Raw genomic sequence first — 23,754 nt, 5'->3', positions numbered from 1 at the left:
CCTATCGCCAGAGGGCCGTCCGTTCACGGGCCCGACGCACCAGGACCGCAACCTCCTCCAGGTCTGCCGGCGGGCGGGCCCCCGATTCCATGGCGCGGTAGAGGTCGGCGACCCGCCAGGCCTCCGTGGCGGGTTCGCCGCCAAAGCGGGGGATCAGGTGCAGATGCAGGTGGCGGGCCCCCTCGCCGAAGGCGATCGCATAGACCCGATCACAACCCGTGAGCTCGCGCACCAGGGCGCAGCCGCGCTGCAGCACCGGCCCGAAGCCAGCGGCCTCCTCGGGGTTGAAGTCGATCGGACCGCCCAGGTGGCGTCGCGCATCGAGCATCAGCCACCCTGGCAGCGGGGCGGGTAGGGGGTGGTGCCGCAACAACCACAACGGCTCACGGTGAATCTCGAAGTGGCTGATCGCGTCCTGGTCGTTGTGCAGTCGGCAGACTCCGCACGTCGCCTGATCGGGCTGCGAAGCTGCCCTAAGCGGTGAATCGATCATCGACAGCCCTCCTCCTGGCTCCTCACCCGTGCTGCTCAGCGTGGCCTACCGCAGCCAGGCGGCGCTGGAGGCGCTGGCGGCCGACCTGGCTCATCAGAGCCTGCCGCCGGCGCTCTGGCTGGTGGTCGACAACGCCCCGGAGTCGGCGCCGCTCCAGGCGGACGAACTCCAGGTGGGCGATGTCTTCAGGCTGGACGTGCTGCGCGCCAAGGAAGGGGAGGGCTTTGGCGCCGGCTGCAACCGAGGCTTTGACCACCTGGCGAAGCTGGGCTGGCGCGGTTGGGTGTGGTTGCTCAATCCCGACACCGCCCTGCCGCGGGGGGATGAGTTGGCGACACTCGCCTCCGCCCTGGCGACCCTGCCGGCGCAGGCCGTGGCCGGCACCGCCGTGCGTGAGGCCAATGGAGCCCTCGAGCCCAGCGGCGGCTGGATGGATCCGGGGCTGGATTTCAGGCGCCGCAAGCTCACGGAATCCAGCCTCATCGAGGCGCTTGCTTCGGGGGGAAGTGCCCGGTATCTGAGTGTTGATTGGCTCAGCGGCTGCAGCCTGGCCCTCCGCCCCCAGGCCCACACCCCGCCGGCCCGCTTCGATCCGGCCTTCCCCCTCTATTACGAGGACATGGACCTCTGCCTGCGCCTGGCTGGGCAGGGTGCTCCCGTGCTCTGGCTGCCCGATCCGGCTGTGATTCATCAGCGGGGCGAGGGCAGCCATACGCCCAGCGAGCGACGGCTTCGTCTCTCCACCGTCAGCTATCTGCGCTTCCTGCGGCGGCACCGCCCGCGCTGGGTGCTGGGGCTCCGCCTGGCCCGTCTGTGGCTGAAGGCGCTCCTGCGGCTGCCCCTGCAGCCCCGCCAGAGCGCTGCCGTGTTTGCGGCGACGGCCGAGGCGTTGACGACCCCGAAGGAGCGCCCATGAGCGCACCCACCCCGCTGGCTCTGTTCAACGGCAGCTACCTCAGCGAGCGGCCCACCGGCATCGGCGTGGTGGCCAGGGAGCTGGTGGCGGCGCTGGATCCCGCCCTCGTTCCCCTGCTCGATCCGCTCGATGGTGAGCGTCCCGGCAGCGTGGCGATCCCCGATGATCTCTCCCCCGAGCAGGGCCGCGCGGGGCACATGAGGCGGCTGATTTGGACCCAACGCCAGTTGCCCAAGCTGATGCGGGCGAGCGGAGCACCGCTGTTGCTCTCCCCCCTGCCTGAGGCGCCCCTGTTGGTAGGCGTGCGTTCGATCGTGCTCGCCCACGATCTGCTGCCGCTGCGTTACCCCCAGCTGACACCGCTGTTGGCGTACCACCTCGCCTACGTGCCGCTGGTGTTGCACCGGGCGCTGCGGGTGCTGTGCAACTCCGAGGCCACCGCCCGGGAAGTGCACGGGCGCCTGGGGGTGCCGCTGCGGCGCCTGGTGCCGATTCGGCTCGGCTTCAACCCTGGTCAGCTGCGTCCCCTCGGCCTGGAGCGCCAGCCGTTCTTCCTGGTGCTGGGCCGCCACGACCCCCACAAGAACCTGGAGCGGGTGCTGAGGGCCTTCGCCGCCCTGGCGGATCGGGAGCATCGCCTCACCCTGGTGGGCCCCCACGACCGGCGCTACACCCCGAAGCTCCAGCGCCTGGCCCTGGAGTTGGGGATCGCCGGTCGCTGCGACTGGCTTCCCTGGGTGAGTGACCAAGAGCGCCTGCAGCTGTTGAACCGTTGCCGGGCGCTGGTACTGGTGAGCCTGTGGGAGGGTTTTGGCCTGCCTGCCCTGGAGGCCATGGCCTGCGGCGCCCCGGTGATCGCCGCCCGCGCTGGGGCTTTGGCGGAGGTAGTAGGTGAGGCGGCGCTGCTGGTGGAGCCGCGTTCGGTGCCTGCGATCGCCGCGGCCATGGGGGCTCTGATCCGGGAGCCGGCGCTGGCGGCCCGGCTCGCAGAAGCGGGCTTTGCCCGCGCCGCTCATTTTCGTTGGAGCGATACGGCCCGTCAGGTGGAAGGACTGTTGCGGGAGCTGTCCTAAGTGGTGTGGTCAGGATCGATCAGCCAGCGTTCGGCCTCCTGCCGGTAGCTGTGGCGGACACCCTCGGCACTGATGCCCGCCTGCAGCTCCGCCAACTTGGCCTGCACCACGAAGCGGTAGATCGTCATCATCACGGTGAGCTGCAGACCCCGCCAGCCCAGGCGGTAGCCCCGGCCCCGCAGCCAGCGCCCCCACCACTCCCGCCGCAGGGACACCAGCAGGGCCCACAGCAGTGAAGCTCGCCGCCCCTGCGCCCGCGCCTCGGCCGCCTCGATCGAGGTGTAGGTGTTGAGCTTGGCGAGGACGTGGGAGAGGTCGATGTAGTTGAAGTGAACGATGGCGCCGTCCGGCACGTAGCTCAAACGCCGCTCGCGGGCGCCGGGGCGGGCATGAAAGAAACGGTGGATGTCGCCGGTGACCTCCACCGCCGGCCGCCGAAACAGTCGCATCTGGGCGTCCTCGTCTGGCCCCCAGCCCATGCCCGGCAGCGCCGCCCCCAGCAAATAGTTGAGCCGCGGAATCCAGCAGATGTCACAGCTTCCCTCGGCCACCACCCCCGCCAATCGCCGCGCCAGAGCGGGTGGAATCAGCTCGTCGGCATCGAGCACCAGCACCCAGTCGTGGCGGGCCTGGGCGATGGCATAGGCCCGGGCCGGATCGGCGAAGCCGAGCCGTTCGTGCAGGCACACCCGGGCGCCGAAGGAGCGGGCGATCGCCACGGTGGCGTCGTCGCTGTGCATGTCGCAGACCACCACCTCCGCTGCCCAGCTCTGCACCGAGCGCAGGGCGTAGGGCAGGTTGGCCTCCTCATTGAGGGTGTTGATCACCACCGAGATCGGAACAGGCGAGGGATCCATCAGGACGGCGTCAGGGGGGGACCGCTCTGAGCAGGCGGCTGGCCGGCCGCTGGGCGCAGAGGCACTCCACCATGGCCCGGAGCTGGGGGTCCACCGCCGGCGGCAGGGCCACCAGCAGGGGCCAGTCGACAGGGCGGTGCACCAGGGCGATCACCAGCAGGAAGCTCTCGCCGATCAGCAGCGGTCCAGGGAAGTGGAGCACCAGCCAATCGGGGTTCGGCCTTGATCGAGCAGGGGAAGTGGCCGCTGAGGAGGACGGCGGCGTGGGGGCCGCTGGCCAGCTGCGTTTACCGGCAGCCGGATGGGCCAGCACCAACCGCGGCGGCGGCAGGTCGGCCTCCAGCGGCGGCAGCCAATCGAGGCCTGGGGCATCCACCACCAGGCTGGCCGGCCGCTGGCGAGAGGCCAAAAGGGCCTCACCGCCGGGATCGCCGGCAGGCAGCGGAAAGCCCCCCAGCTCCCGGCAGGCGAAACGGGCGCACCAGGGGGCACGAAACGGCAGCGCGTCGGAGAAGAGGTAGAGGGGGGTGCCTAGGGGGAACTGCCCGGTAATGAGGGCACGGGGCTGGCCCCGGTACTGGTCGAGGCCGTCATCGAGCAGGTGGATGTGGCGGCAGCGCGACAGAACGAAGCCCAAGCCCCGCCCTGCCTCGCGCCGGTGGGGGATGTAGATGCGCTCGATCAGCCCCAGCAGCGCCAGCAGCACAAGCACCGCCATCGTCCATGGGCCACTGGGGCCGCGCAGGTGAGCGATTCCTCTCGGCCAGGGCTTGCTGGCATCGGGCCGAACGCGGCTGGGCTCCACCAGCAGCAGGCTCAGATCCCGCGGCCGCTCCAGCAACCGCTGGCGCCAGGCGGCCAGGTAGTTCACCTGGTTGAAGCAGACATAGAGGCTGATTCCGCTCACGCTCGCGCCACTGGCTTCTGGATCGATGGAACCAGCATCAGGCCCGAACCAGCAAGTTTTGGTTCAGGTTGGCAGCTGGCGAAACCCGAGGTCGAGCTTGAAATGAACAGAACCAGGACATCGGCCTGAAGGGACATCATTGATTCGCCATTCAGTGATGAGATGTCCAGAGCATCTGAGCGTGATGGCTTGATCCAGGCAGAGGCCCTCAGATGGTGGTCAAGCGTTCGTGAAAACCCGAATCGATCAGGCCTCGATCCAGGCAGGCAGTGAGAAAGCTGAAGTCATCGTGATAGAACGCCTTAGCGATGGCCTTGAGGGATGGGTTGTAAAAGTCTGAGTAGGCAGGAGTCTGCTTGCTCTTGATGAGTTCCAGCAGGCGGCCAGCATCGAGTTTCCAGGGATCGCAGGGAAGTGAATCAGCTGCCGCAGCTGACGGCGATTCCCCAAGGTTCTTGGCTCCGTATTTGTTGACTCGAAAAGGCATCTCCACGCTGGTGAGAAACATGGAATTGATGTAGTTCTGCAGGGGCTCTAGATCTTCTGAGTTGAAGACGAGGTCGAATGTCCGGCGCTTGTAGGCTGAGATCTGGGACGTAAAGTGGAGCTTGTCGATCAGCTTGAGGCCATTTGAGCTGAGCTCACCGAGAAAATTTTCAAATGAATGGAGGTCGACCCGGGGGTTCTTCCTCTTGGCGTCATCGACATACTTGGTGTGTTCGACGTACTTGTTGAGGAATCCGCTGATCAGGCGGTTGAAGGGGTTCCGAAAGACGATGATGTTGACCTTCTCTCTGTTTCGTATTTCGCTCAGTTTCGCGACTTCCCAGGCAAAGTCACTGACACTCCTGCATGAACATTTCGGAGAGGTGAAGATCGTTACATTGTTGATCTTGTTGACCAAGGCTTTGGGTGCCATAAGGCCGGGCCTATTTCGGTAGTCTTTGGGGAAGTTTACGTCTCGGCTCGGTCGGAAGGATCGGCCCGGATGAGGCCCCGCTGCGGTTTCTGCCCAAAGGCCCGGAGCACTGGCTACGCCTCAAGATTGATTGGCTTGAAAGCGAATCCGATGGGCAGCCCGGTGAGCGGGCTCAGGCCCTGCCGAACCGCTGTTTGAGTTCCATCAGCAGCCCACGGGTCGAGGCCAGAAGGCAGACCGGGAGCGTCAACAGCTGCCGGCCGGTGTACCAGTAGAGCCGATGCCACCAGCGCACGTCCCAGCGGCCACGCCGGGCCGGCGGGAACATGGAATAAGGCAGCACCTCCAGGCAGGGTTCCGGGATCGCCAAAAAGTAGCCCCAGAAGGTCATCCGCCGCACATGGCCGATCTCCTCGGCGACCTCCGTCGAGGGTGACGGGACCGAGTCGGGTCGCACCAGCCAGGTTCCATCGGGTTGTTCGTGGTACTCGCTGGCGATGGAGTGGCTGCTCCAGGGGTGGTAGGCCACCAGCAGACGGTTGGAAAGGCGGGACGCACGCATCCGAGCCGTACCGAGCGACTGGCCGATCAGGCTGCGTTGTTCGCCGCGCCACAGCTCCGCCCGCTCGGCGTCCGTATGGGCGATCACCTCCAGCCAGGTGGGGGGGATCTCCAGGGGCTCCCGGCCGCTGAACACCCGAAGCCGGATCTTCAGATCCTTGTCGTCGAAGCCGTAGCCCACCAGATATTCGTTGAAGCCGCCAATGGCTGCGAACAGCTCCTTGGCGATCAGAAACTGACCCTTGCGCCCATCCGGACCGCTGCCCAGGGCGTAGGCCCCTTCCGCTGGGCCAGGGCCTCCGGATCCATCGGGCACCACGAGCGATGGATCGAAGTCGGCGGTCGGCCAGCAGTCGGCATCCAGCTTGAGGATCCACGGACCCCGCGCCCGGGAGATCCCGAAGTTGTAGGCCCGGCAGAGGTTCCAGCTGGGTTCGCCCTCCACCCGCACCAGCCGCAGGCGGGGATCATCCGGGAGGTCAGCCCGCCGCAGGGGCTCGGTGCTGCTCCAGTCAACGATCAGGTGCTCCTTGTGGTGGGGCCAGCGGCTGAGGGCGGCGGCGGAGTGCAGCAGGTGCTCGCGCCGATTCATGCAGACCGTGACGACGCTGAGGCCGGGCGCGGTCAATCCCACAGCTTCATGGCGTCATCCCGAGCGGAGAACCATTCGGCGGCCAATACACCACCCATGGTGCGCTGTTCCCGGAACCAGGGCCCCCCGAGGGTCCAGTGCAGCAGGGCGGGGCCGCCCTGGGCCGCGGTCTCCAGCGGGGCGGGCTGCACATCCACCAGGTGATTCCAGCGCTCGGGCAGAGGTCCGATCTCATGGTCGCCGGCCAGCCAGTGGAACCTGTGCAGCTCCAGGCCGCTGGCGCTGTTCACGTAGTCGGGGGTCAATGCTGTGCAGCGTCCGCAGTTGAGCAGCATCAGCGAGCTCCAGTTCTTTTTGGGATAGGGGCTCTGGGGTTCACCCAGGAACTTCACCACCTCATTGGGGTTGTGCTCGTGCTGCACACACTGCACGGCAAAGCGATCATCCCGCTCGGCCCAGAGCTCGGCGATATCCCCACGGCAGAGCATGTCGCAGTCCATGAAGATGGCCCAGCCCCCATAGCCCATCAGATGGGGCACGAGAAAACGGGTGAAGGAAAAAGCCGTGGCCTGCTTGGGATCCCGTTCCCGCCGGAATACCCCCAGAGCCTCCAGTTGGGGCGTGACGATCGGCGTGATCGCCAGCGGCAGGGAACTGTGCTGGGAAAGGGTGTCAATCAGCACGGCGGTGGCGGCCCGCTCACGCGGGTCGTGGCCAATGAAGATGGGAATTGTTCCGAGTGAAGCGGCCATGGTGTTGGAGGCGGCAAGAGCCACAGGCCTGTGGGAAGCACCGCAGGGCGGCGTAGCAAGCCAATCAATTTAGCCGCAGGGTCAGGGGCGCCATCCCGACGCCAGCACTCAGCCCCAGAACTCCCAGCGATCCATCACCTCTACAGGCGTGCCGTTCCGCAGCTGAGCCGCGACCCGAGCTGGGAACAGGGCCCGTGCCAATTGGTGCCGCAACAGATTGATCGCGCCCTTGGCGGCATGTTTGAGGTTGGTGGTTTTTTTGCCTCTGGCCAAATCCCAGTAGCCATAACTCTTGTAAGGAAGATTGTAGGCTTCAACGATGATGTTGAAAAGCCTTCTCGGCGCTTGGTTGTCGCTCTCCAGGTAGGGCGTCACCCCATGCAAGGCTGATTTTCCGTTGAGTAGAACCACGAATCGATTGTGCTTTAGGCAATTCGCTTCACTGGCTTCAGGCCATAGGCATTCCCCTTCAGGCGGGTGCCATCGAACACTGCGCCCGGGCGGTGTTCGTAGAGGATGAGATCACCGCCCACAGGGGGTGTTTCTGAAGGATGGAGATACAGCAAGCCGGCAAACAGTTCGTACTTGTCATCGAGATGGGGCTCCAGTCCTGCGAATTGAGGCGGGTTGATTCCCGGCTGGATGTCGTAAGACAGGGATGGGATCCCCTGAAGCCAGTTCTGCCGGTCGCCCATCGACATCCGCGGCAGATAGGGGAGCTGCTCCGTTTTGGCCTCGAGTGGATTTTCGAGGAAGGGTCGCAGCCTGCCGAACAGCGAACGCATCAGCGCCTCGATTCCGAGGGCCTGGTAGAAGGCCTTGAGATCGTTAAGCCTGGAGTCATCACACCCTTGGACCGTGGACAGATCCAGGCTGGCCCTTGAATTGGCCTGGAGATCCTCGGATCGACAGGCCAGATCGCTGATCAGGCCACGGTCCGGGAAGCCCCGGAGGGCTGCCGCCAAAAGGTCCTCCGGCAGGAAATCATCGATGACCAGGTGGGGCAAGGGGTGGCGATGCACGTCAGCCCTTTCAAGCTTTTCCGCCCAGGTCATCTCCATCGGTTCAGATCGCTTCGTTGGCTCTCGGCAGTGAAGGCGGGCAAGCGGTCGGCCGCTTCCCTGGCCATGGGCAAGACGCTGGCGTCGGGAATTTACGCGGTTTCGCCGATGGGGTTCCCCGTCCCTCCTTCCTAGGCTCCCCGGCATGGCTGCCCCAACCCACTCCTCAGACCCAGGCCAGGGCCAGGCTGCCCCTTTGACTTCTTTTCTGGCCGGCCTCAATGACGCCCAGCGGCGGGCGGTGGATCACCACAACGGCCCGCTGCTGGTGGTGGCCGGCGCCGGCAGTGGCAAGACTCGCGCCCTCACCCACCGGATCGCCCACCTGATCGGTCACCACGGTGTCGATCCGGCCCAGTTGCTGGCGGTCACCTTCACCAACAAGGCGGCCAGGGAGATGAAGGAGCGGCTGGAGGTCCTGCTGGCCCAGAAGCTCGCCCAGAGCCAGTTCGGCCAGCCCTTCAGCACGTTGAGCGCCGTGGAGCAGCGCCAGCTGCGCAGCCGCATCTATCGCGAAGTGATCAAAGACCTCTGGATCGGCACCTTCCACGCCCTGTTCGCGCGGCTGCTGCGCTTCGACATCGACAAGTACACCGATCCCGAGGGCCTGAGCTGGACCCGCCAGTTCTCGATCTACGACGAGGCCGACGCCCAGACCCTGGTCAAGGAGATCGTCACCCAGGAACTGGGCCTGGATCCCAAGCGTTTCGAACCCAAGAAGGTGCGCTGGGCGATCAGCAACGCCAAGAACCAGGGCTGGTTGCCCGAGCAGCTCGAGGCCGATCAGCAGGGGCAACGGGGCAAGCAGATGGCCGAGGCCTACCGCCGCTACCGCCGCGCCCTGGCCGCCAACAACGCCCTTGACTTCGACGACCTGCTCCTGCTTCCGGTGCAGCTTTTAAGCGCGAATGAGCAGGTCCGCCACTACTGGCACGGGCGCTTCCGCCACGTGCTGGTGGATGAATACCAGGACACCAACCGCACCCAGTACGACCTGATCAAGCTGATCGTCACGGGCGGCGAGGAGCCCGAGCAGTTCACCAACTGGGCCGATCGCTCAGTGTTCGTGGTGGGCGATGCCGACCAGAGCATCTACAGCTTCCGGGCGGCCGACTTCACGATCCTGATGGGCTTCCAGGACGACTTCGGCGATCGCGCCGCCGACGACGCCACCCGCACGATGGTGAAGCTGGAGGAGAACTACCGCTCCACCGCCACGATCCTGGCGGCGGCCAACGCCCTGATCGCCCACAACAGCGAACGCATCGACAAGGTGCTGCGTCCCACCCGCGGCGAAGGCGAACCGATCACGCTCACCCGCTGCGACGACGAGATTGCCGAGGCCGAGGCGGTGGTGCACCGCATGCGCCTGCTCGATGCCAACCACCCCGAGTTGCGCTGGGGTGACATGGCCGTGCTGTATCGCACCAATGCCCAATCGCGGGCGATGGAGGAATCGCTGGTGCGCTGGGGCATCCCCTACATCGTGGTCGGGGGCCTGCGCTTCTACGACCGGCGCGAGATCAAGGACGTGCTCGCCTACCTGCGCCTGCTGGTGAACCCGGCCGACACCGTCAGCCTGTTGCGGGTGCTGAACGTGCCCCGGCGCGGCATCGGCAAGACCACAGTTCAGCGACTCACCGATGCCTCCAGTCAGCTGGGAATCCCCCTCTGGGATGTGGTCAGCGACGCCGAGGCGGTGCGGTCCCTGGGGGGGCGTTCCGCCCGGGGCCTGCTCCAGTTCAGTGAGCTGATCGGCGATCTGGCCGGCCGGATCCAGGACGCGGCCCCCTCGGAGCTGGTGCAGCGGGTGATGGAGCAGAGCGGCTATGTGGCCGAGCTGATCAGCGAGGGCACCGATGAGGCCGAGGAGCGGCGCCGCAACCTGCAGGAGCTGGTGAATGCCGCCCTGCAGTACCAGGAGGAGAACGAGGAGGGCTCCCTGGAAGGGTTCCTGGCCAGCGCCGCCCTGGCCAGCGACGCCGATAGCAAGGACACCGCCGCCGACCGGGTCACCCTGATGACCCTGCACGCCAGCAAGGGTCTGGAGTTTCCCGTGGTGTTCATGGTGGGTCTGGAGCAGGGGCTGTTCCCCAGCTACCGCTCGCTGGAGGATCCCGCCGCCCTCGAGGAGGAGCGGCGCCTCTGCTACGTGGGCATCACCCGGGCCAAGGAGCGCCTGTTCCTCTCCCACGCCAGCGAACGGCGGCTCTGGGGCGGCCTGCGCGAGCCGGCCGTGCCCTCGGTGTTTCTCTCGGAGCTGCCAGCGGAGTTGATCCAGGGCGATCTGCCGGGCAGCGGTGGCGCGGCCCTGCGGCGGGAGCAGCGGCTGGAGCGGCTCACCCGGGTGGACCGCGATGAGAGTCTGCGCACCGCCGCCGGCGGGGCCGCGGGGGCGCCGGCCAACGCCGTGCGCCGCAAGGGGATCTCGCGCAGCTGGAGCGTGGGGGATCGCCTGCGCCACGCCAACTTCGGTGAGGGGAAGGTCACCCATCTGTTCGGCAGCGGCGAGAAGGTCTCGATCGCGGTGAAGTTCGCGGGCATGGGGCCGAAGATCCTTGATCCGCGCCTGGCGCCGATCGAAGCCCTGGGCGGCGATCCGACCGGCGGCGGTTCGGCCTGATGGAACTCCCTGGGCTGCCTCCTGGGCTGCTGGAGGCCCTGGTGGCCCACTCCGGCGGCCGGCGGCTGGCCCTGGTGGGGGGCGCCGTGCGTGATCTGTTGCTGCATCAGGTCCACAACGACCCCTGGCGCGGCCTGGTGGATCTGGATCTGGTGCTGGAGGGCTCGGCCCCGGAACTGGCGGAGCGGCTACGGGTCTGGGCCGGTCCGGAGCGGCTGGGGTTCTGTCACATTCACGGGGCCTATGGCACGGCGGAACTGGAGCTCGATGGGGTGCTGCTGGATCTGGCCAGCGCCCGCCAGGAGAGCTACCCCGCCCCTGGAGAGAACCCCGTGGTGCGCTTCGCCGCCCTGGCCGATGACCTGGCCCGCCGCGACTTCACAATCAACGCCATGGCCCTGGAGTTGGCCCCCGCCGCCGGCGGTGTGGTGGCCCTGGAGCTGCTGGATCCCCACGGCGGCCAGGCGGATCTGGCGGCCCGCCGCCTGCGCCTGCTCCACGGCAGCAGCCTCAACGATGACCCCACCCGCGTGCTGCGGGCGGCCCGCTACGCCGCCCGGCTTGGGTTCGAGCTGGCGCCAGGCAGCCTGGAGCAGTTGCGGCGCACCCTGGCCGCCTGGCCCTGGGCCTGGCGGCCGGGAGATCCTCCGGAGCTGGCCCCACCGGCCCTGGGCACCCGCCTGCGCATGGAGCTGGATCTGCTGCTGGAGCGGGAGGACTGGCGCGAGGCCCTGGGCTGTCTGCAGGCCTGGGGGGCCCTGCCCCTGGTGGAGGAGGCCCTCCAGAACGACCGCCACTGGCGGCGCCGGCTGCGCTGGGCCCAGCGCTTCGCGTTACCCCTGCTGCCGGCCTGGCTGGCGGTGGTGGCTGATCTTCCGGCGCTGGCGGCCCGGCTGCAGTTGCCCCACCACGGCCAGAAGCTGCTGCACCAGTTCGTTCAGCTGCGCCAGTGGCTGGCGGCGGTGCAGGGCTCCAGCGCCGGCTGGTCGCCCTCGCGCTGGAGCGAGGCGCTGGAAGAGCGGGGTGGGTCGGCGGAGGCGGTGGCCCTGGCCCTGGCGGCGGGCCTCGGCCCCCGTCGGCCCCTGCTGCGCTGGTGGCTGCGCTGGCGTCACTTGAAGGCACCGGTCACCGCCACGGAGCTGATCGCCGAGGGCCTGACGCCGGGTCCGGCCCTGGGGCAGGCGCTGCGGGCGCGGCGGGCCCAGCGCCTCGACCAGGAGCGCCCCTGAGTTCGCTACCTTCCCGGCTCGTTGCCGAGACGGCCATGGCCACCGTGATCAAGTTCAGCTCCGTGGATTGCGGCACCTGCCACCGCATGGCCCACTACGACGCCAAGGTGGCTTCCGAACTGGGTCTGGAGTTCGTGAGCGTGATGCTCCAGGACACCACGACCTACCACAAGTACCGCCCGGTGCTGCTCAGCCAGTACCCCAACAAGGAGGGGATGGGCTGGCCCACCTACCTGGTGGTGAGCGATCCGGAGGGCAGCTTCGAGGTCCACGGCGAAGTGAAAGGCGGACTGCCCAAAGGGGAGTTCCGCGAACGCCTGGCGGTCGCAGCCGGTCTTCCCAGCCCGGTTGCCTGAGCGCCCAGAAGGGCCCAGGCGATTTAGGCCCCAGCGACCCGCCCGATCACGGCCGCCTGGGGGAAACCGGCCCCGCGAAGGGTTTGCAGCGCTTCGGGGGCCTGGGAACCGGGAAGCGCCACCAGCAACGGGCCACTGGTCTGGGGATCAATCAGCAGGCCCTCCTGAGCTCTTCGACTGACCCCATCCGGCGCGCAGGAGTCCACCCATTGGATCGGGCCTTCCAGCAGGGCCAGGGCGCTGGCATTGGCGGGGGCGAGGCTGCTGGCGAAGCCCAGTCCCAACAACTCCAGGGCCCCCTCCAGGGCGGGGACGGCGGCGGCCTCCAGCGCCACGGTCAGCTGCGGATCCACCCGGCGGCTGGCTTGCACCATCTCGCCCAGGTGGCCCAGCAGCCCGAATCCGGTCACGTCGGTGCAGGCGTGCACCTCGAAGCCCGCCAGCAGCTCCACCAGCGCTGCCTGGCTCTGGCCCATCAGCGCCAGCGCCCCATCGATCCATTCGGGCCGGGCCGCGCCCGCCTGGGCGGCGGCGAACAGCACGCCGCTGCCGATCGGCCGGCTCAGCAGCAGCGCATCGCCCGGCCGCAGGCCCCCCTTGGTCCAGAAACGCCCGGGCGGGGCCTGCCCGTTCACCGTCAGCGCCAGGCTCAGTTCCTCGCCCGCATCCAGGCGCTGCAAGCTGTGGCCGCCAATGAGCTGGGCTTCCATGGGTTCCAGGACCGCTCGCACCCCGGCCAGGGTTTGCAGCAGCAGCTCCTCTTGAAGAGTCTCTCCGAGTCGCGGCAGGGTCACCAGCGCCTGCACGGAGTGCACCCGGGCGCCGCAGGCCCACAGGTCAGAGCAGGCGTGCAGGGTGGTGAGCCGGGCGTTCAGCCAGGGGTCGTCCACCAGGGCCGGAAAGCCATCGAGGCTTTGCAACAACAGGCCGCCCTCGGCCGTTGGGCCCACCACCAGGGCGTCCTCGGGGTCGGAGGTCGCCCCTGGATCGAGGCGGGCGAGGGCCTTGCCCAGGGGGGCGGCGGCGAGCTTGGCGGCGCAGCCCCGGCAGGCCATGGCTGTCGCTTGTTCTTCGGAGCCGCCCGTCATCGCCCCCAGGGCCGCGAAGCCCTCCATGAAGCGCCGGTCGATCTGCTCCTTCCAGCGCCAGAGCAGGGACGAGGGCCCCAGGGCGAAGGGACCCCAGAAGGCCAGTGCCTGGGGTTGATCCGAAAGCGCCCCGCCATCGCCGAGTAGCTGCAGGGCCCAGCGTTGGGGGCGCCAGCGGCGCAATGGGCGTGGCGGCTGTGCCATCCGGCGCTCCAGGTTGGCGGCCAGCACCGGAGCCGCTCGCACCGCCCAGACCCCCGAGGGGGGCCGAGGTGCGTCCGAGATCAGGGCGCAGTCACCGCTGGCGAACACAGCGGGATGCCCGACCACCTGCAGGCTGGTCTCCGTGAGCAGGCGCCCCGTGGCTGGATCAGCGGCCAGCCCCGAGGCCGCCAGCCAGCCAGGGGCCCTGCTGCCGGTGCAGGCGAGGGCGGGCTCCGCGCCTGCTGCAGCACCTACCGCCTCGGGTGCTTCGGCATGCCGCTCGACCAGGATCCCCGCCCGCCCCAACAGCCGCTCGCCGCAGGCGTTGGCGGCCCTTGAACCCAGGTGCAATCCCTCGCCCCGCAGCATCAGCCGCGGGCGAACCCTGCGCTGCAGGGCCAGGGCCAGCTCCACCGCCGCGGCGCCGCCCCCCAGGATCCGCAGCTCCGCCGCTTCCCCGGAAGCGCCTGTGCCCAAGCCCGCGCACCAGTCCAAAAACGGTTCCAAGGGCTTCACAGCGATCTCGCCCGCCCCTACGGCCGCTGTCTCGGCGCCCAGATCGAGGCTGAGCAGATCCCAGCGCAGGGGCGGCCGGCCTTCCAGGACCAGCTCCCGCTGCTCCAGCTCCAGGCCAAGGATTTCGGCCCGCACGAAGCTCACCCCCGCCAGGCGGCAGAGCCGCCGCAGGTCGATGGCGCAGGCCTCGCGCAGGTAGAGCCCCGCCACCAGGCCCGGCACCATCCCGGAATACAGCGCCGTGCTGGCGCGGCTCACCAGGGTGATGCGGCAGACCTTCGGCCGGTGCTGGGGATGCATCACCCAGCGCTTCAACACCAGGGCATGGCTGTGGCCACCGCCCGCCAGGAGCAGCTGACGCTGGGGCGCGGGGGCAGGCGTCACCCGGAGCTGTTAGAGCCGGGGGTGTTGTAACCAGAAGGGTTGGCGCTTTGCCAGGCCCAGCCGTCACGGCAGATCTCCCCGAGGCCGCGGCGGGTGCGCCAGCCCAGCCGCTCCTCCGCCAGCGACGGGTCGGCCACGGTGATCGCGGCGTCACCCGCGCGCCGATCCACCTGCTCATAGGGAATCGATCGGCCGCTGGCGGCCTCGAAGGCCCGCACCACCTCCAGCACCGATTGGCCCTGGCCGCTGCCCAGGTTCAAGGAGAGCAGCTGGGGCGCTTCCGCCAGCAGCACCTCCAGGGCGGCCTTGTGGCCTTCGGCCAGGTCCATCACATGGATGTAGTCGCGCACGCCGGTGCCATCGACCGTGGGCCAGTCGCGGCCATAGACCGTGAGGCGTTCGCGCCGGCCCACCGCCACCTGGCTGACGAAAGGAAACAAGTTATTGGGTGTTCCCAAGGGGTCTTCGCCGATCCGGCCGCTGGGGTGGGCGCCCACGGGGTTGAAGTACCGCAGGCGCGCGATGCGCCAGCGGGCCAGCTCCGGCGCTTCGCTGGCCACCACATCCGCCAGCAGTTGCTCGACGGCGGCCTTCGTATGGCCGTAGGGGTTGATCGGCTGGATCGGGGCCGTCTCGTTGATCGGCATCTGCTCCGGGACGCCGTAGATCGTGCAACTGCTGCTGAACACGAGCGTGTGGCAGCCGTGCTCGGCCATCGCCGCCACCAGGCAGCGGCTGCCGCTGAGGTTCACGTCCCAGTAGCGCAGTGGTTTGGCCACCGATTCCCCCACCGCCTTGAGGCCAGCGAAGTGCACCACCGCCTCGATCGGCGCGGGGGCGGCCGCAAAGGCCCGCTGCAGATCGGCGCTCGAGCGGATGTCGCCCTCGATCCAGCTCAGCCGCCCCGCCGCCTCCGGCCCCACCATCTCCGCTACCCGCCGCAGCGCCTCCGGCGAACTGTTGTCGAAGTTGTCGAGCACCACCAGGTTGTGGCCCGCCTCCAGCAGCACCACGGCCGTGTGGCTGCCGATGAAGCCGGCGCCGCCGGTGATCAGGAGCTGGGCCATGGACCTGAGGTTAGGGCTGGGGCCATCGCCCAAGATGGCCCCAGTTCTGGCCCAGGGTGTGGAGAAGCTGCAGAGCCTGCGGGGCATGGTGGACCTGCTGCCCGCCGCGACGCCCCTGTGGCAAGGGGTGGAGTCCACGGCCCGGGAGCATTTCCGCCGCGCCGGCCTCGCTGAGATCCGCACCCCCGTGATGGAGGTCACCGAGCTGTTCGCCCGCGGCATCGGCGAGGCCACCGATGTGGTGGGCAAGGAGATGTATTCCTTCCTCGATCGGGGTGAGCGCCGCTGCACCCTGCGGCCGGAGGGCACCGCCTCGGTGGTGCGCGCCGCTCTCCAGCACGGGCTGCTCAGCCAGGGCTCCCAGCGGCTCTGGTACGGCGGGCCGATGTTCCGCTATGAGCGGCCCCAGGCGGGGCGCCAGCGTCAGTTCCATCAGATCGGCGTGGAGTATCTGGGCTTTGACGACCCCCGCAGCGACGCCGAGGTCATCGCCCTGGCCTGGGATCTGCTGGCGGACCTGGGTGTGCAGGGCCTGGCCCTGGAGCTCAACTCCCTGGGCAGCGGTGAGGATCGCGCCCGCTACCGCCAGGAGCTGGTGGCCTTCCTGGAGGCCCGACACGATCAGCTTGACCCCGACTCCCAGGCCCGCCTGGCCACCAACCCCCTGCGCATTCTCGATTCCAAGGACGCCGGCACCCAGGCGCTGCTGGCGGATGCCCCCACCCTGGCGGCGGCGTTGAGCGACAAGAGCCGCGAGCGTTTCGAGCGGGTGAAGGAATCCCTGGCGGCCCTGGTGATCCCCTTCCAGCTCAACCCCCGGCTGGTGCGCGGCCTCGACTACTACAGCCACACCGCCTTCGAGATCACCAGTGATCAGCTGGGGGCCCAGGCCACCGTCTGCGGTGGCGGCCGCTACGACGGCCTGATCGAGCAGCTCGGGGGCGCACCTACCGCGGCGATCGGCTGGGCGTTGGGGATGGAGCGGCTGCTGGTGCTTCTGGCCCAGGGGGATCCAGCCGCACTGCCGGCGGCCCCTGCCCCGGACCTGTATGTGGTCAGCCGCGGGGAGCGGGCCGAGCCACTGGCGCTGGTTCTGGCCCGGGGGTTGCGTCAGCGGGGGCTGGCGGTGGAGCTGGATCTGAGCGGCTCCGCCTTCGCCAAGCAGTTCAAGCGCGCCGACCGCAGCGGCGCCCGCTGGGCAGCCGTGATCGGCGACGGGGAAGCGGAAAGCGGCGAGTTGCTGCTCAAGGCCCTGCGGGAGGGATCGGGCGATCCAGCCCAGGAGCTGCGCCTGCCCCTGGCAGACCTGGCTGGTCTGCAGGCGCGGCTGGGTTGAAACGATGGGAAACTGAGCGGATGCGCGTGCTGATTTACACCTCAAGCTCAGGAACGGCCCATGACGCCGCTGCCGAAGCGATTGCCGAATGGCTCAAGATCCTGGCCCCCACGGTTGAGGTGAAGATCGATTCTGTGCTGGAGAATGCTAGCTGGGTGGCCCGCGCCGGGACCGATCTCTATAATTGGATTCAACGCCGAGCGCCGTGGCTGCATCAGATTTACTGGCGACTTTTGGAGTTTGAAGATCATGCCAAACCTGGCACAGTTATTTACGGCCACAGGTACCTGGTGCGCACCCTCCGTAGCCAGGGGCCCGATTTACTGATCTCCACTCATCCCCACATCAATCGGGGCCACTTTGATTTGGCCAAGCGGGTGGTTGGCACCCAGTTGCGTTGTGTTACGTGCTGCACCGAGTTGGATGGGGGCTTTGGCTTCACCCGCAATTGGGTAAGCCCTAAGGCTGATGGTTTCTGGGCGATTACTGAGGAGGTGGCGGAGGAAGTGCGGCACCGAGGTTATCCGCCCGAACGTATTGCGGTGCTCGGTCCGTTGTTGCATCCGCCCTTCCATGACGACCAGCGACTGACCTCTTTAGAGTCGTCCAGTGATCCGCCCGTTCTGCCCCTGCTGGTGCTTGGCAGCGGTTCCAACGGTGCCAACAATCACGAGGCGCAGCTCAATGCGTTGCTCCCTTTCTCTGGTCGTCTGAGGGTGGTAGCCCTCTGCGGCAAGCGGGCTGGGGTGGTGGAGCAACTACACGACTGGGCCCGTGCTCATCCGGGTCTGCCCGTGCAGGCATTGGGATTTCAGGGTCCAGCGGAGATGGTTGAGCTCTACCGGGAGGCCTGGGCGATGGTGGCCCGGCCGGGCGCGCGCACGGCCACCGAGGCTCTTGCCCTGGGCTGTCCGCTCATCTTTAATTGCCATGGAGTGACCATGCCCCAAGAGTTGTTGGCTCTTCGCTATTTCCAAGCGCGTGATCTGCAGCTTTCGATTCGCAAGCCCGGTGATCTTGCCAATCATGTTGGACGCTTGCTTGATGACCCTGCCGCTTATCACGCCTGGCGGCAGCGCTATTCCAAGGCCCGCCTCAGCTCTGACCCTCTGGCCGTGGTGCGCTATCTCCTTCCTGATGCATTGATGCAGGTCTGAGCACTTTCGATCATCCCTCAAGGTTCAAGTGCCACATCCAATCTGATTGCGATCGTGGGCATTTGATGTTGCCTACTTTGACATCTCACTCTGACAGAGCAGACTGCGCTCGGGGTCAGGCTCCAGGGACTTGAGACCGTTGATGATCGAATCGCTCAGCTGCGCTCCATCAGGTTGCGGAGGATATTCATTGATTGTTTCAGGTTGGTTTCGCTGAGTTCAAAATAAAGTGGACGCAACACCGCAGGGAGATCAGGATCGATCTTGATCTGGTGCTTCACCAGCACGCCCCCTTTGACGGGTGTGAGGCTCCAGTTGCCCTCCAAGTTGCGGATGCGATCACCGCTGATCAGCCGATAGCTCATCTGGCGGGGCGGATTCTCAGTGATCGCGAGCCGGGCCTTGATGCGCAAACCGAAGGTGTAGGGGGCCTGATACGTCTGGGCGACTTCTAACTTATTGCCCTGGCGGCTGATCAGCTTGGCCAGTTTGATGTCCGGCATCGCGGTTGCGGTGGCTTCATAGTTGGTGAGCACCTTCCAGGCCTTTTCAGGTGTGGTGGCCACGTAGATCGAAGTGGTATATGACCCTTGGCTTCCCCTCAGAAGCGGTTGGGCAGCAGGGGAGCCGTCAGCACTGGGGGCGATCAGGATGGTGGCCGCTAAGCTCATGGCTAAGCAAAAGCCGGGTCGTCGCAGCATTGCGTGTGGGCGTGAATTGATGATGGAAGTGCCAGACCACTCTGTTGGAAGACGAGTTTACTATGTCAGTGGCTTTGATCCACGTGGGGCGCCTTTTTATCATCGATTTTTCTCTCAGCAACTGACCCGCTTCACTGAGCGCACGGGCCGTGTCTTTTCGATGGGTCCTAGGCGTAAGGATGGCCGAGGTTTGTTGAGTCGCTGGCAGGTCAAGGAAGAAGGTGATGTTGGTGCAGTTGTATGTAATCTTGATTATTGTTTCTTGCATTGGGATGACATTGTACGTGGAGCTTGGGTGCGCGATCCCATTCGTCTTCTTCGGTCTGGTTTGCTCATGTACAACTACTACCTACTGCAAGGTGCCCTCTGGCGAATCCGCCGTATTTCCTACCCAGCGGCAATCTGTATCTTGGTTCCGTTTGGTGTTGCTTTGGTGGCCATGCTTCTTGCCATCTTGGCCGGATTTGTTGTCGGTTCATTGGCTGCTACCACAGGATTGGTGGCACCGTTACCCTGGTTGTTGGCGCTTACGATTGGTCTAGGAGTGTTAGTGGTGGCTTGGCAACTGGCCGAGCAGCTGAAGATCGTGTGGATGTTTCGCAGCATGCAGTTCACCCGTTTGATCGGCCAATCTGGTGATGGTGCACTCAGGGGTCGTCTCAAGCTTCATGCATTGGCGATCCTGGAGCTTGAGCAGCGTGAGCCAGCTGCCGAGATCCTGATTGTCGGCCACAGTATCGGCTCTCTGGTGATGGCCATGCTGGCTGCGGAGCTGCGCCGCCAGCCGGGATTCGCTGTGATTGGCCCCAAGCTGAGCCTACTGACACTGGGTCAGATCCTTCCTTTTCTTGCTGAACAAGCTAGTGCCAAAACTTTTCACCGGGATCTTGTTGAACTTAGCCTAGAGCCCCGATTGCCCTGGCTTGATGTTAGCTCAACCGACGATTTCCTTTGTTTTCCGGGGGTCGATCCCTACGCCAGTTGTGGTTTAGACATTCCTGAACCCGCCTACCTGGTGATGGAACTGATCCCGCTGGCTCAGCGCCAGGCCCTCACATCACTTTGGGAAGTGATTAAACATCAATTGGGTCTTCATTTCGAATACATTGCCACGGCTGACCCGGAGCGCAGTGGCGGCTTTGACTACTTGGAGCTTGTGCTGAAGCCGGCCGCAGGTTCGGTGCTCAACGAGCACCCGTTTTCATGATGCCTTGCCCTTTCGCGTTTGAGCCTGTCCATCCCCGCCCAGAGCCCTTTACGCCGAACTACCTGATTCGATTGATTCGCGGCCTTCATTCCTGGTTGGGCCTGCTGAATGCCTGGGATTTTCAGATTCCGATCGGCGGGATTCGGTTCTTCGGGTTCAACCTGTTCCTGGTCAATCAGCCCGCGGCTGTCCGTCGGCTGATGGTGGAGCAGGTGGAGCAATTTCCGAAGCATCCGTTCACGCTCTGGGTGCTCCAGCCCCTGATCGGCCGGGCGATCTTCTCAGTGAACGGAACGGAGTGGGAGCGGCAACGGCGCCTGGTGGATCAGGCGTTCCAGGTGGCCCAGCTGCAGCGAGTGTTCCCCCAGATGGAGGCGGCCACCCATGATCTGATCGCGCGGCTCGACCCCCTGGCTGATGGCCGCACCGTGGGGATCGACGCCGAGATGACCCTGGTGGCCGCCGATGTGATCGTTCGCACAATTTTGTCGCGGCCGCTGGCGGGGCCTGAGGCGGCTGTGATCTTTGAAGACTTCTCGCGCTACCAACGACGGGCCGGTCAAGCGGTGATGTTGCGCTTGTTGCGTCTGCCCCAGAGTTTGCTCAATCGCTACCTGGCCACCCATGCCCGGCGGATCAGAGTCTGGATCCGCCAGGCGATCGAGGCGCGCCTCTCTGGTTCCGCCCCTGGCCAGGCAGCGAGCAGCCAGGATCTGCTCCAGGCCCTGCTGGAGGCCCGCGATCCGCTCACAGGCAGTTCCTTCAGCCTGGAGGAGTTGGTCGATCAGGTCTGCTTTCTCTTTCTGGCGGGCCATGAAACCTCCGCCAGTGCCCTGGCCATGGCGGTGTATCTGCTGTCCCAGGTTCCGGAGGCGCAGGGGCGCCTGCGGCAAGAGGTGACGGCGGCCCTGGCGGGTCAGAACGGCCCCCTGGGCTTCGAGGCCCTACGCCAGCTGCCCTACGGAGCGGCCCTGTTCAACGAAACCCTCAGGCTCTACCCCCCCGTGAGCTTTTTCATGCGTGAAGCCCAGCTGACCACCAACCTGCTCGATCAGCGCTGCCCTGTGGGCTCCCTGTTGACCATCTCCCCCTGGGTGATCCAGCGGCACGAGCAGCACTGGAGCGATCCGAACAGCTTTCGACCCGAGCGTTTCCTGGCCGACCAGGCCAGCACCGAGGAGCGCCGAATGGCGCGGGAGGCATTCCTGCCCTTCGGCCTCGGGCCGCGCAAGTGCCCCGGTGCGGCCTTCGCCCTGCAAGAGGCGCTGCTGGTGCTGGCCGAACTGGTGCGCCGCTACGAGATCCTGCCGGATCCAGGCCACAGTCCCGAGCTGGTGGCGCGGTTGACCTTGCGCTCCGTCAATGGGGTGCGGGTGAAGCTGCGGCGCTTGTGATCGAGCCGCCCGCTGGTTCCTGGCCCTGGCCGCCTGCTGGCTGTGGGGGGGGAGGGCTGACAAAACAGCCCGTTCAGACCCTGGTCGATCTCCTTCGCTACAGGGCTCGGCACCAGCCAGAGTGCGTGGCTTACGTCTTTTTGAGCGATGGAGAGCGGGAGGCGGAGGAAATCACCTACCTCCAACTTGATCAACAAGCCCGACGGATCGGCGCTTGGTTGCAGGTCTGTGAGCCTGGATCTGAGGCGGTTGGTCTGCTTTATCAACCAGGTCTGAGCTTCATCGAGGCTTTCTTCGGTTGCCTCTACGCCGGCCTCGTGGCGATCCCGCTTCAAACGCCACCAGGCTTGAAGAGGCTCGAAGGCCTCTCGGCGATCCTCCGCGATGCCGGCACCAGCTTGGTCTTGACCCGTTCCGACATTCTGGAGACCCTGCAAAAGGGTGCCACCACCTGCGAATGGGCGCGGCCGCTGCGTTGGCTGGCCACCGATCACCTCACTGGGGACCAGGATCCCAGCTGGCATCATCCCGATCGTTCCGTTGATTCCGCGGCGTTCTACCAATACACCTCGGGTACCACCGGCGCCCCCAGGGGGGTTGTGGTGTCCCACGCCAATGTTCTTGCCAACGAAGAGCTGATCCGGCAGGCCTTTCAGCATGATCAGAGCACCATGGGAATGGGCTGGCTCCCCCATTTTCATGACATGGGTTTGATCGGAAACATTTTGCAGATGCTTTATATTGGCAGGCCTTGCATTCTGATGTCTCCTTTTCACTTCATCCAGAGGCCATTCAGGTGGCTGCAGGCAATCAGTCACTACAGGGCAACGAGCAGTGGTGGCCCTAACTTTGCCTATGAATTGTGTGTTCAGAAGATCAGAGACGACCAGCGTGAGCAATTGGATCTGAGCAGCTGGACCCTTGCCTTCACGGGCGCAGAAACTGTTCGATGGGATACGATCCGGCGTTTTTCAGATCGCTTTGCTGGTTGTGGATTTAATCCCCAAGCCTTCTATCCATGCTATGGCTTGGCCGAAGCTACGCTCTTTGTCACAGGGATCAGGGATCGGAGGCCGATCGTTGTGAAAACCGTCAGCCGGCCGGATCTGATGGTCAACCGGGTTGTGCCCTCCACGGCTCCCTCTGACCAGAGCCTCACCATCGTGGGCTGCGGGCGTGAGGGTCTTCATCATCAGGTTCTGATCGTCGATCCCTTGAATCGAGCCCGTTGCCCTGCCGATCGGGTTGGAGAAATCTGGGTTCAAGGAGCGAGTGTGGCCAGGGGCTACCGGAATCGCGGGCTCGAAACAGAGCAAACCTTTTCAGCCACATTGGCTGATTCTGGGATGGGTCCATTCCTTCGAACAGGAGACCTGGGATTCATACAGGATGACAACCTCTTCATTACCGGACGGATCAAGGACATTATCATTCTCCAAGGGAAAACCTTGTATCCCCATGAGATCGAGCTGACCGTTGAGCGCTGCTTCAGCGGCTTGCAGTCTGGTGGTGGGGCGGCGTTCTCCCTGGAGGGGGAGGGAAGTGAGCAGGTGGTCGTTGTTCAGGAAATTGAGGGGAAGGCGCTCCGGTCGATTCATTTGATCCAATGCACCGAGACAATCCGCCGGCGCGTTCTCTCCGTGCATGGTGTCCGTGTCCAGGCGGTGGTTTTGATCAGGCCCGCCACGATCCCCAGGACAACGAGTGGCAAAGTCAGACGGGCTGACTGTCGGAGTGAGTTTCTCAGTGGGAGTCTTGCTGTCGTTCATTCCTGGATCCTGCCCTCAGCCCAATCAGAACGGGTGGCCGTCTCCGCAGACCTTCTGGGGCTGGGGGAGTGAACCCTGGCGGCTGGAGAGCCGGCCCTGGCGATGGGGTGTGGCAACTATCCTTAGGTCGTGGTGGTCTGCTGATCAATTGCTTAAAGGCGATTGCTCTTGTGCTAAGTTCTAAGTTAATAATATGGAGAAGCGTGTACCATGGCTACTGCAATCACGGCGCAAGATATCGATACCTGGTTAATCCATTATCTTGCGGATCTTCTTGAAGTGCCTGTAGACACGATTGATCCCACGGCCAACTTTCAAGAATTGGGATTGGACTCCTCCTTGGCAATCAGTTTGACGGGCGATCTGGAAGAGTGGTTAGGACGCAGGATCAATCCGACCCTTCTTTATAATTACACGACAATTGAAAGTCTCAGTGGTGGCCTTGCTGAGGAGATCGCGTCAACTTCTTTAAGCTAGTCCCATCATCTCAGGGCCACTGGGCAATGTTGGTTTCTGTTTGAATTGCGCTCAAAGCGATTATAGTGCTATGCCAGCTCCCGTCGATACGACCCAAATCCAGTCAGAGCAGGGA

General features: G+C 65.5%; 22 protein-coding genes. 11 read left to right on the top strand and 11 right to left on the bottom strand.

Going from position 1 to position 23,754, the window contains the following annotated elements:
• Position 1: 1 nt before the first annotated feature.
• Complete coding sequence (locus tag KBZ13_RS09415; protein ID WP_255008555.1) at positions 2-493, bottom strand: HIT family protein; 492 nt, start codon at positions 491-493, stop codon at positions 2-4.
• A gap of 28 nt (positions 494-521) precedes the next feature.
• On the opposite strand from KBZ13_RS09415, the gene KBZ13_RS09410 reads away from it, so the two are divergent.
• Positions 522-1,409, top strand: coding sequence for a glycosyltransferase family 2 protein (locus KBZ13_RS09410; protein WP_255008547.1), 888 nt, complete (start codon positions 522-524; stop codon positions 1,407-1,409).
• Positions 1,406-2,482, top strand: coding sequence for a glycosyltransferase family 4 protein (locus KBZ13_RS09405; RefSeq protein WP_255008545.1), 1,077 nt, complete (start codon positions 1,406-1,408; stop codon positions 2,480-2,482). The genes KBZ13_RS09410 and KBZ13_RS09405 overlap by 4 nt, the downstream gene beginning before the upstream one ends.
• Here KBZ13_RS09405 and KBZ13_RS09400 read toward each other — a convergent pair.
• The 7 genes from KBZ13_RS09400 to KBZ13_RS09370 all read right to left on the bottom strand — a co-directional run bounded on the left by KBZ13_RS09400 (position 2,479) and on the right by KBZ13_RS09370 (position 8,125).
• Entirely contained in the window at positions 2,479-3,339 is an 861-nt protein-coding gene (locus tag KBZ13_RS09400) for a glycosyltransferase family 2 protein (RefSeq protein WP_255008544.1), read from the bottom strand. The genes KBZ13_RS09405 and KBZ13_RS09400 overlap by 4 nt on opposite strands.
• Before the next feature lie 10 nt (positions 3,340-3,349).
• On the bottom strand, positions 3,350-4,246 hold the full coding sequence (locus KBZ13_RS09395; protein ID WP_255008542.1) for a hypothetical protein: 897 nt from the start codon (positions 4,244-4,246) through the stop codon (positions 3,350-3,352).
• A gap of 208 nt (positions 4,247-4,454) precedes the next feature.
• Positions 4,455-5,165 carry a sulfotransferase family 2 domain-containing protein gene (locus KBZ13_RS09390; protein ID WP_255008540.1) on the bottom strand — a complete coding sequence of 237 codons (711 nt, stop codon included), beginning with the start codon at positions 5,163-5,165 and terminating at the stop codon, positions 4,455-4,457.
• 172 nt (positions 5,166-5,337) lie between these two features.
• Positions 5,338-6,354 carry a glycosyltransferase family 2 protein gene (locus KBZ13_RS09385; protein ID WP_255008539.1) on the bottom strand — a complete coding sequence of 339 codons (1,017 nt, stop codon included), beginning with the start codon at positions 6,352-6,354 and terminating at the stop codon, positions 5,338-5,340.
• On the bottom strand, positions 6,351-7,070 hold the full coding sequence (locus KBZ13_RS09380; protein WP_255008537.1) for a hypothetical protein: 720 nt from the start codon (positions 7,068-7,070) through the stop codon (positions 6,351-6,353). Before KBZ13_RS09380 ends, KBZ13_RS09385 begins: the two co-directional genes overlap by 4 nt.
• Before the next feature lie 108 nt (positions 7,071-7,178).
• Complete coding sequence (locus KBZ13_RS09375; protein ID WP_255008536.1) at positions 7,179-7,481, bottom strand: hypothetical protein; 303 nt, start codon at positions 7,479-7,481, stop codon at positions 7,179-7,181.
• A gap of 14 nt (positions 7,482-7,495) precedes the next feature.
• A complete protein-coding gene (locus KBZ13_RS09370; protein WP_255008534.1) occupies positions 7,496-8,125 on the bottom strand; it encodes a hypothetical protein in 630 nt (209 codons plus the stop codon).
• Positions 8,126-8,327: 202 nt separating this feature from the next.
• On the opposite strand from KBZ13_RS09370, the gene KBZ13_RS09365 reads away from it, so the two are divergent.
• The 3 genes from KBZ13_RS09365 to KBZ13_RS09355 are packed head-to-tail and all read left to right on the top strand — an operon-like array spanning position 8,328 to position 12,339.
• Positions 8,328-10,754, top strand: a complete 2,427-nt coding sequence (locus tag KBZ13_RS09365; protein ID WP_255008533.1) for a UvrD-helicase domain-containing protein — start codon at positions 8,328-8,330, stop codon at positions 10,752-10,754.
• Positions 10,754-11,983 (top strand): CCA tRNA nucleotidyltransferase, encoded by a 1,230-nt coding sequence (locus tag KBZ13_RS09360; protein WP_255008531.1) that lies wholly within the window; start codon positions 10,754-10,756, stop codon positions 11,981-11,983. Before KBZ13_RS09365 ends, KBZ13_RS09360 begins: the two co-directional genes overlap by 1 nt.
• 35 nt (positions 11,984-12,018) lie before the next feature.
• Entirely contained in the window at positions 12,019-12,339 is a 321-nt protein-coding gene (locus KBZ13_RS09355; RefSeq protein WP_255008529.1) for a thioredoxin family protein, read from the top strand.
• Between the two features lie 23 nt (positions 12,340-12,362).
• Here KBZ13_RS09355 and selD read toward each other — a convergent pair whose 3' ends face one another.
• The gene (gene selD / locus KBZ13_RS09350; protein WP_255008527.1) at positions 12,363-14,531 is read right to left on the bottom strand and encodes a selenide, water dikinase SelD; all 2,169 of its coding nucleotides are present in this window, start codon (positions 14,529-14,531) and stop codon (positions 12,363-12,365) included.
• Entirely contained in the window at positions 14,528-15,598 is a 1,071-nt protein-coding gene (galE, locus tag KBZ13_RS09345) for a UDP-glucose 4-epimerase GalE (RefSeq protein ID WP_255008525.1), read from the bottom strand. Before galE ends, selD begins: the two co-directional genes overlap by 4 nt.
• A gap of 58 nt (positions 15,599-15,656) precedes the next feature.
• On the opposite strand from galE, the gene hisS reads away from it, so the two are divergent.
• Together hisS and KBZ13_RS09335 are read left to right on the top strand one after the other, a co-directional pair.
• Complete coding sequence (hisS, locus tag KBZ13_RS09340) at positions 15,657-16,934, top strand: histidine--tRNA ligase (RefSeq protein ID WP_255008738.1); 1,278 nt, start codon at positions 15,657-15,659, stop codon at positions 16,932-16,934.
• A 20-nt stretch (positions 16,935-16,954) separates the two neighbouring features.
• Positions 16,955-18,091 carry an MGDG synthase family glycosyltransferase gene (locus KBZ13_RS09335; protein WP_255008523.1) on the top strand — a complete coding sequence of 379 codons (1,137 nt, stop codon included), beginning with the start codon at positions 16,955-16,957 and terminating at the stop codon, positions 18,089-18,091.
• 155 nt (positions 18,092-18,246) lie between these two features.
• Here KBZ13_RS09335 and KBZ13_RS09330 read toward each other — a convergent pair whose 3' ends face one another.
• Positions 18,247-18,762, bottom strand: a complete 516-nt coding sequence (locus KBZ13_RS09330; RefSeq protein ID WP_255008522.1) for an SRPBCC family protein — start codon at positions 18,760-18,762, stop codon at positions 18,247-18,249.
• Here KBZ13_RS09330 and KBZ13_RS09325 point away from each other — a divergent pair.
• The 4 genes from KBZ13_RS09325 (at position 18,761) to KBZ13_RS09310 (ending at position 23,639) form a co-directional block, all read left to right on the top strand.
• A complete protein-coding gene (locus KBZ13_RS09325) occupies positions 18,761-19,999 on the top strand; it encodes a hypothetical protein (RefSeq protein WP_255008521.1) in 1,239 nt (412 codons plus the stop codon). The genes KBZ13_RS09330 and KBZ13_RS09325 overlap by 2 nt on opposite strands.
• 95 nt (positions 20,000-20,094) lie before the next feature.
• Positions 20,095-21,393, top strand: a complete 1,299-nt coding sequence (locus tag KBZ13_RS09320) for a cytochrome P450 (protein WP_255008519.1) — start codon at positions 20,095-20,097, stop codon at positions 21,391-21,393.
• Entirely contained in the window at positions 21,390-23,234 is a 1,845-nt protein-coding gene (locus KBZ13_RS09315) for a fatty acyl-AMP ligase (RefSeq protein ID WP_255008518.1), read from the top strand. The genes KBZ13_RS09320 and KBZ13_RS09315 overlap by 4 nt, the downstream gene beginning before the upstream one ends.
• A gap of 138 nt (positions 23,235-23,372) precedes the next feature.
• The gene (locus KBZ13_RS09310; protein ID WP_255008516.1) at positions 23,373-23,639 is read left to right on the top strand and encodes an acyl carrier protein; all 267 of its coding nucleotides are present in this window, start codon (positions 23,373-23,375) and stop codon (positions 23,637-23,639) included.
• Positions 23,640-23,754: the final 115 nt, after the last annotated feature.

Source organism: Cyanobium sp. ATX 6F1, from assembly GCF_024346315.1.
Classification (GTDB): Bacteria; Cyanobacteriota; Cyanobacteriia; order PCC-6307; family Cyanobiaceae; genus ATX-6F1.
Note: the sequence above shows the minus strand (reverse complement) of the source record. Positions and strands in the feature narration are given on the sequence as shown.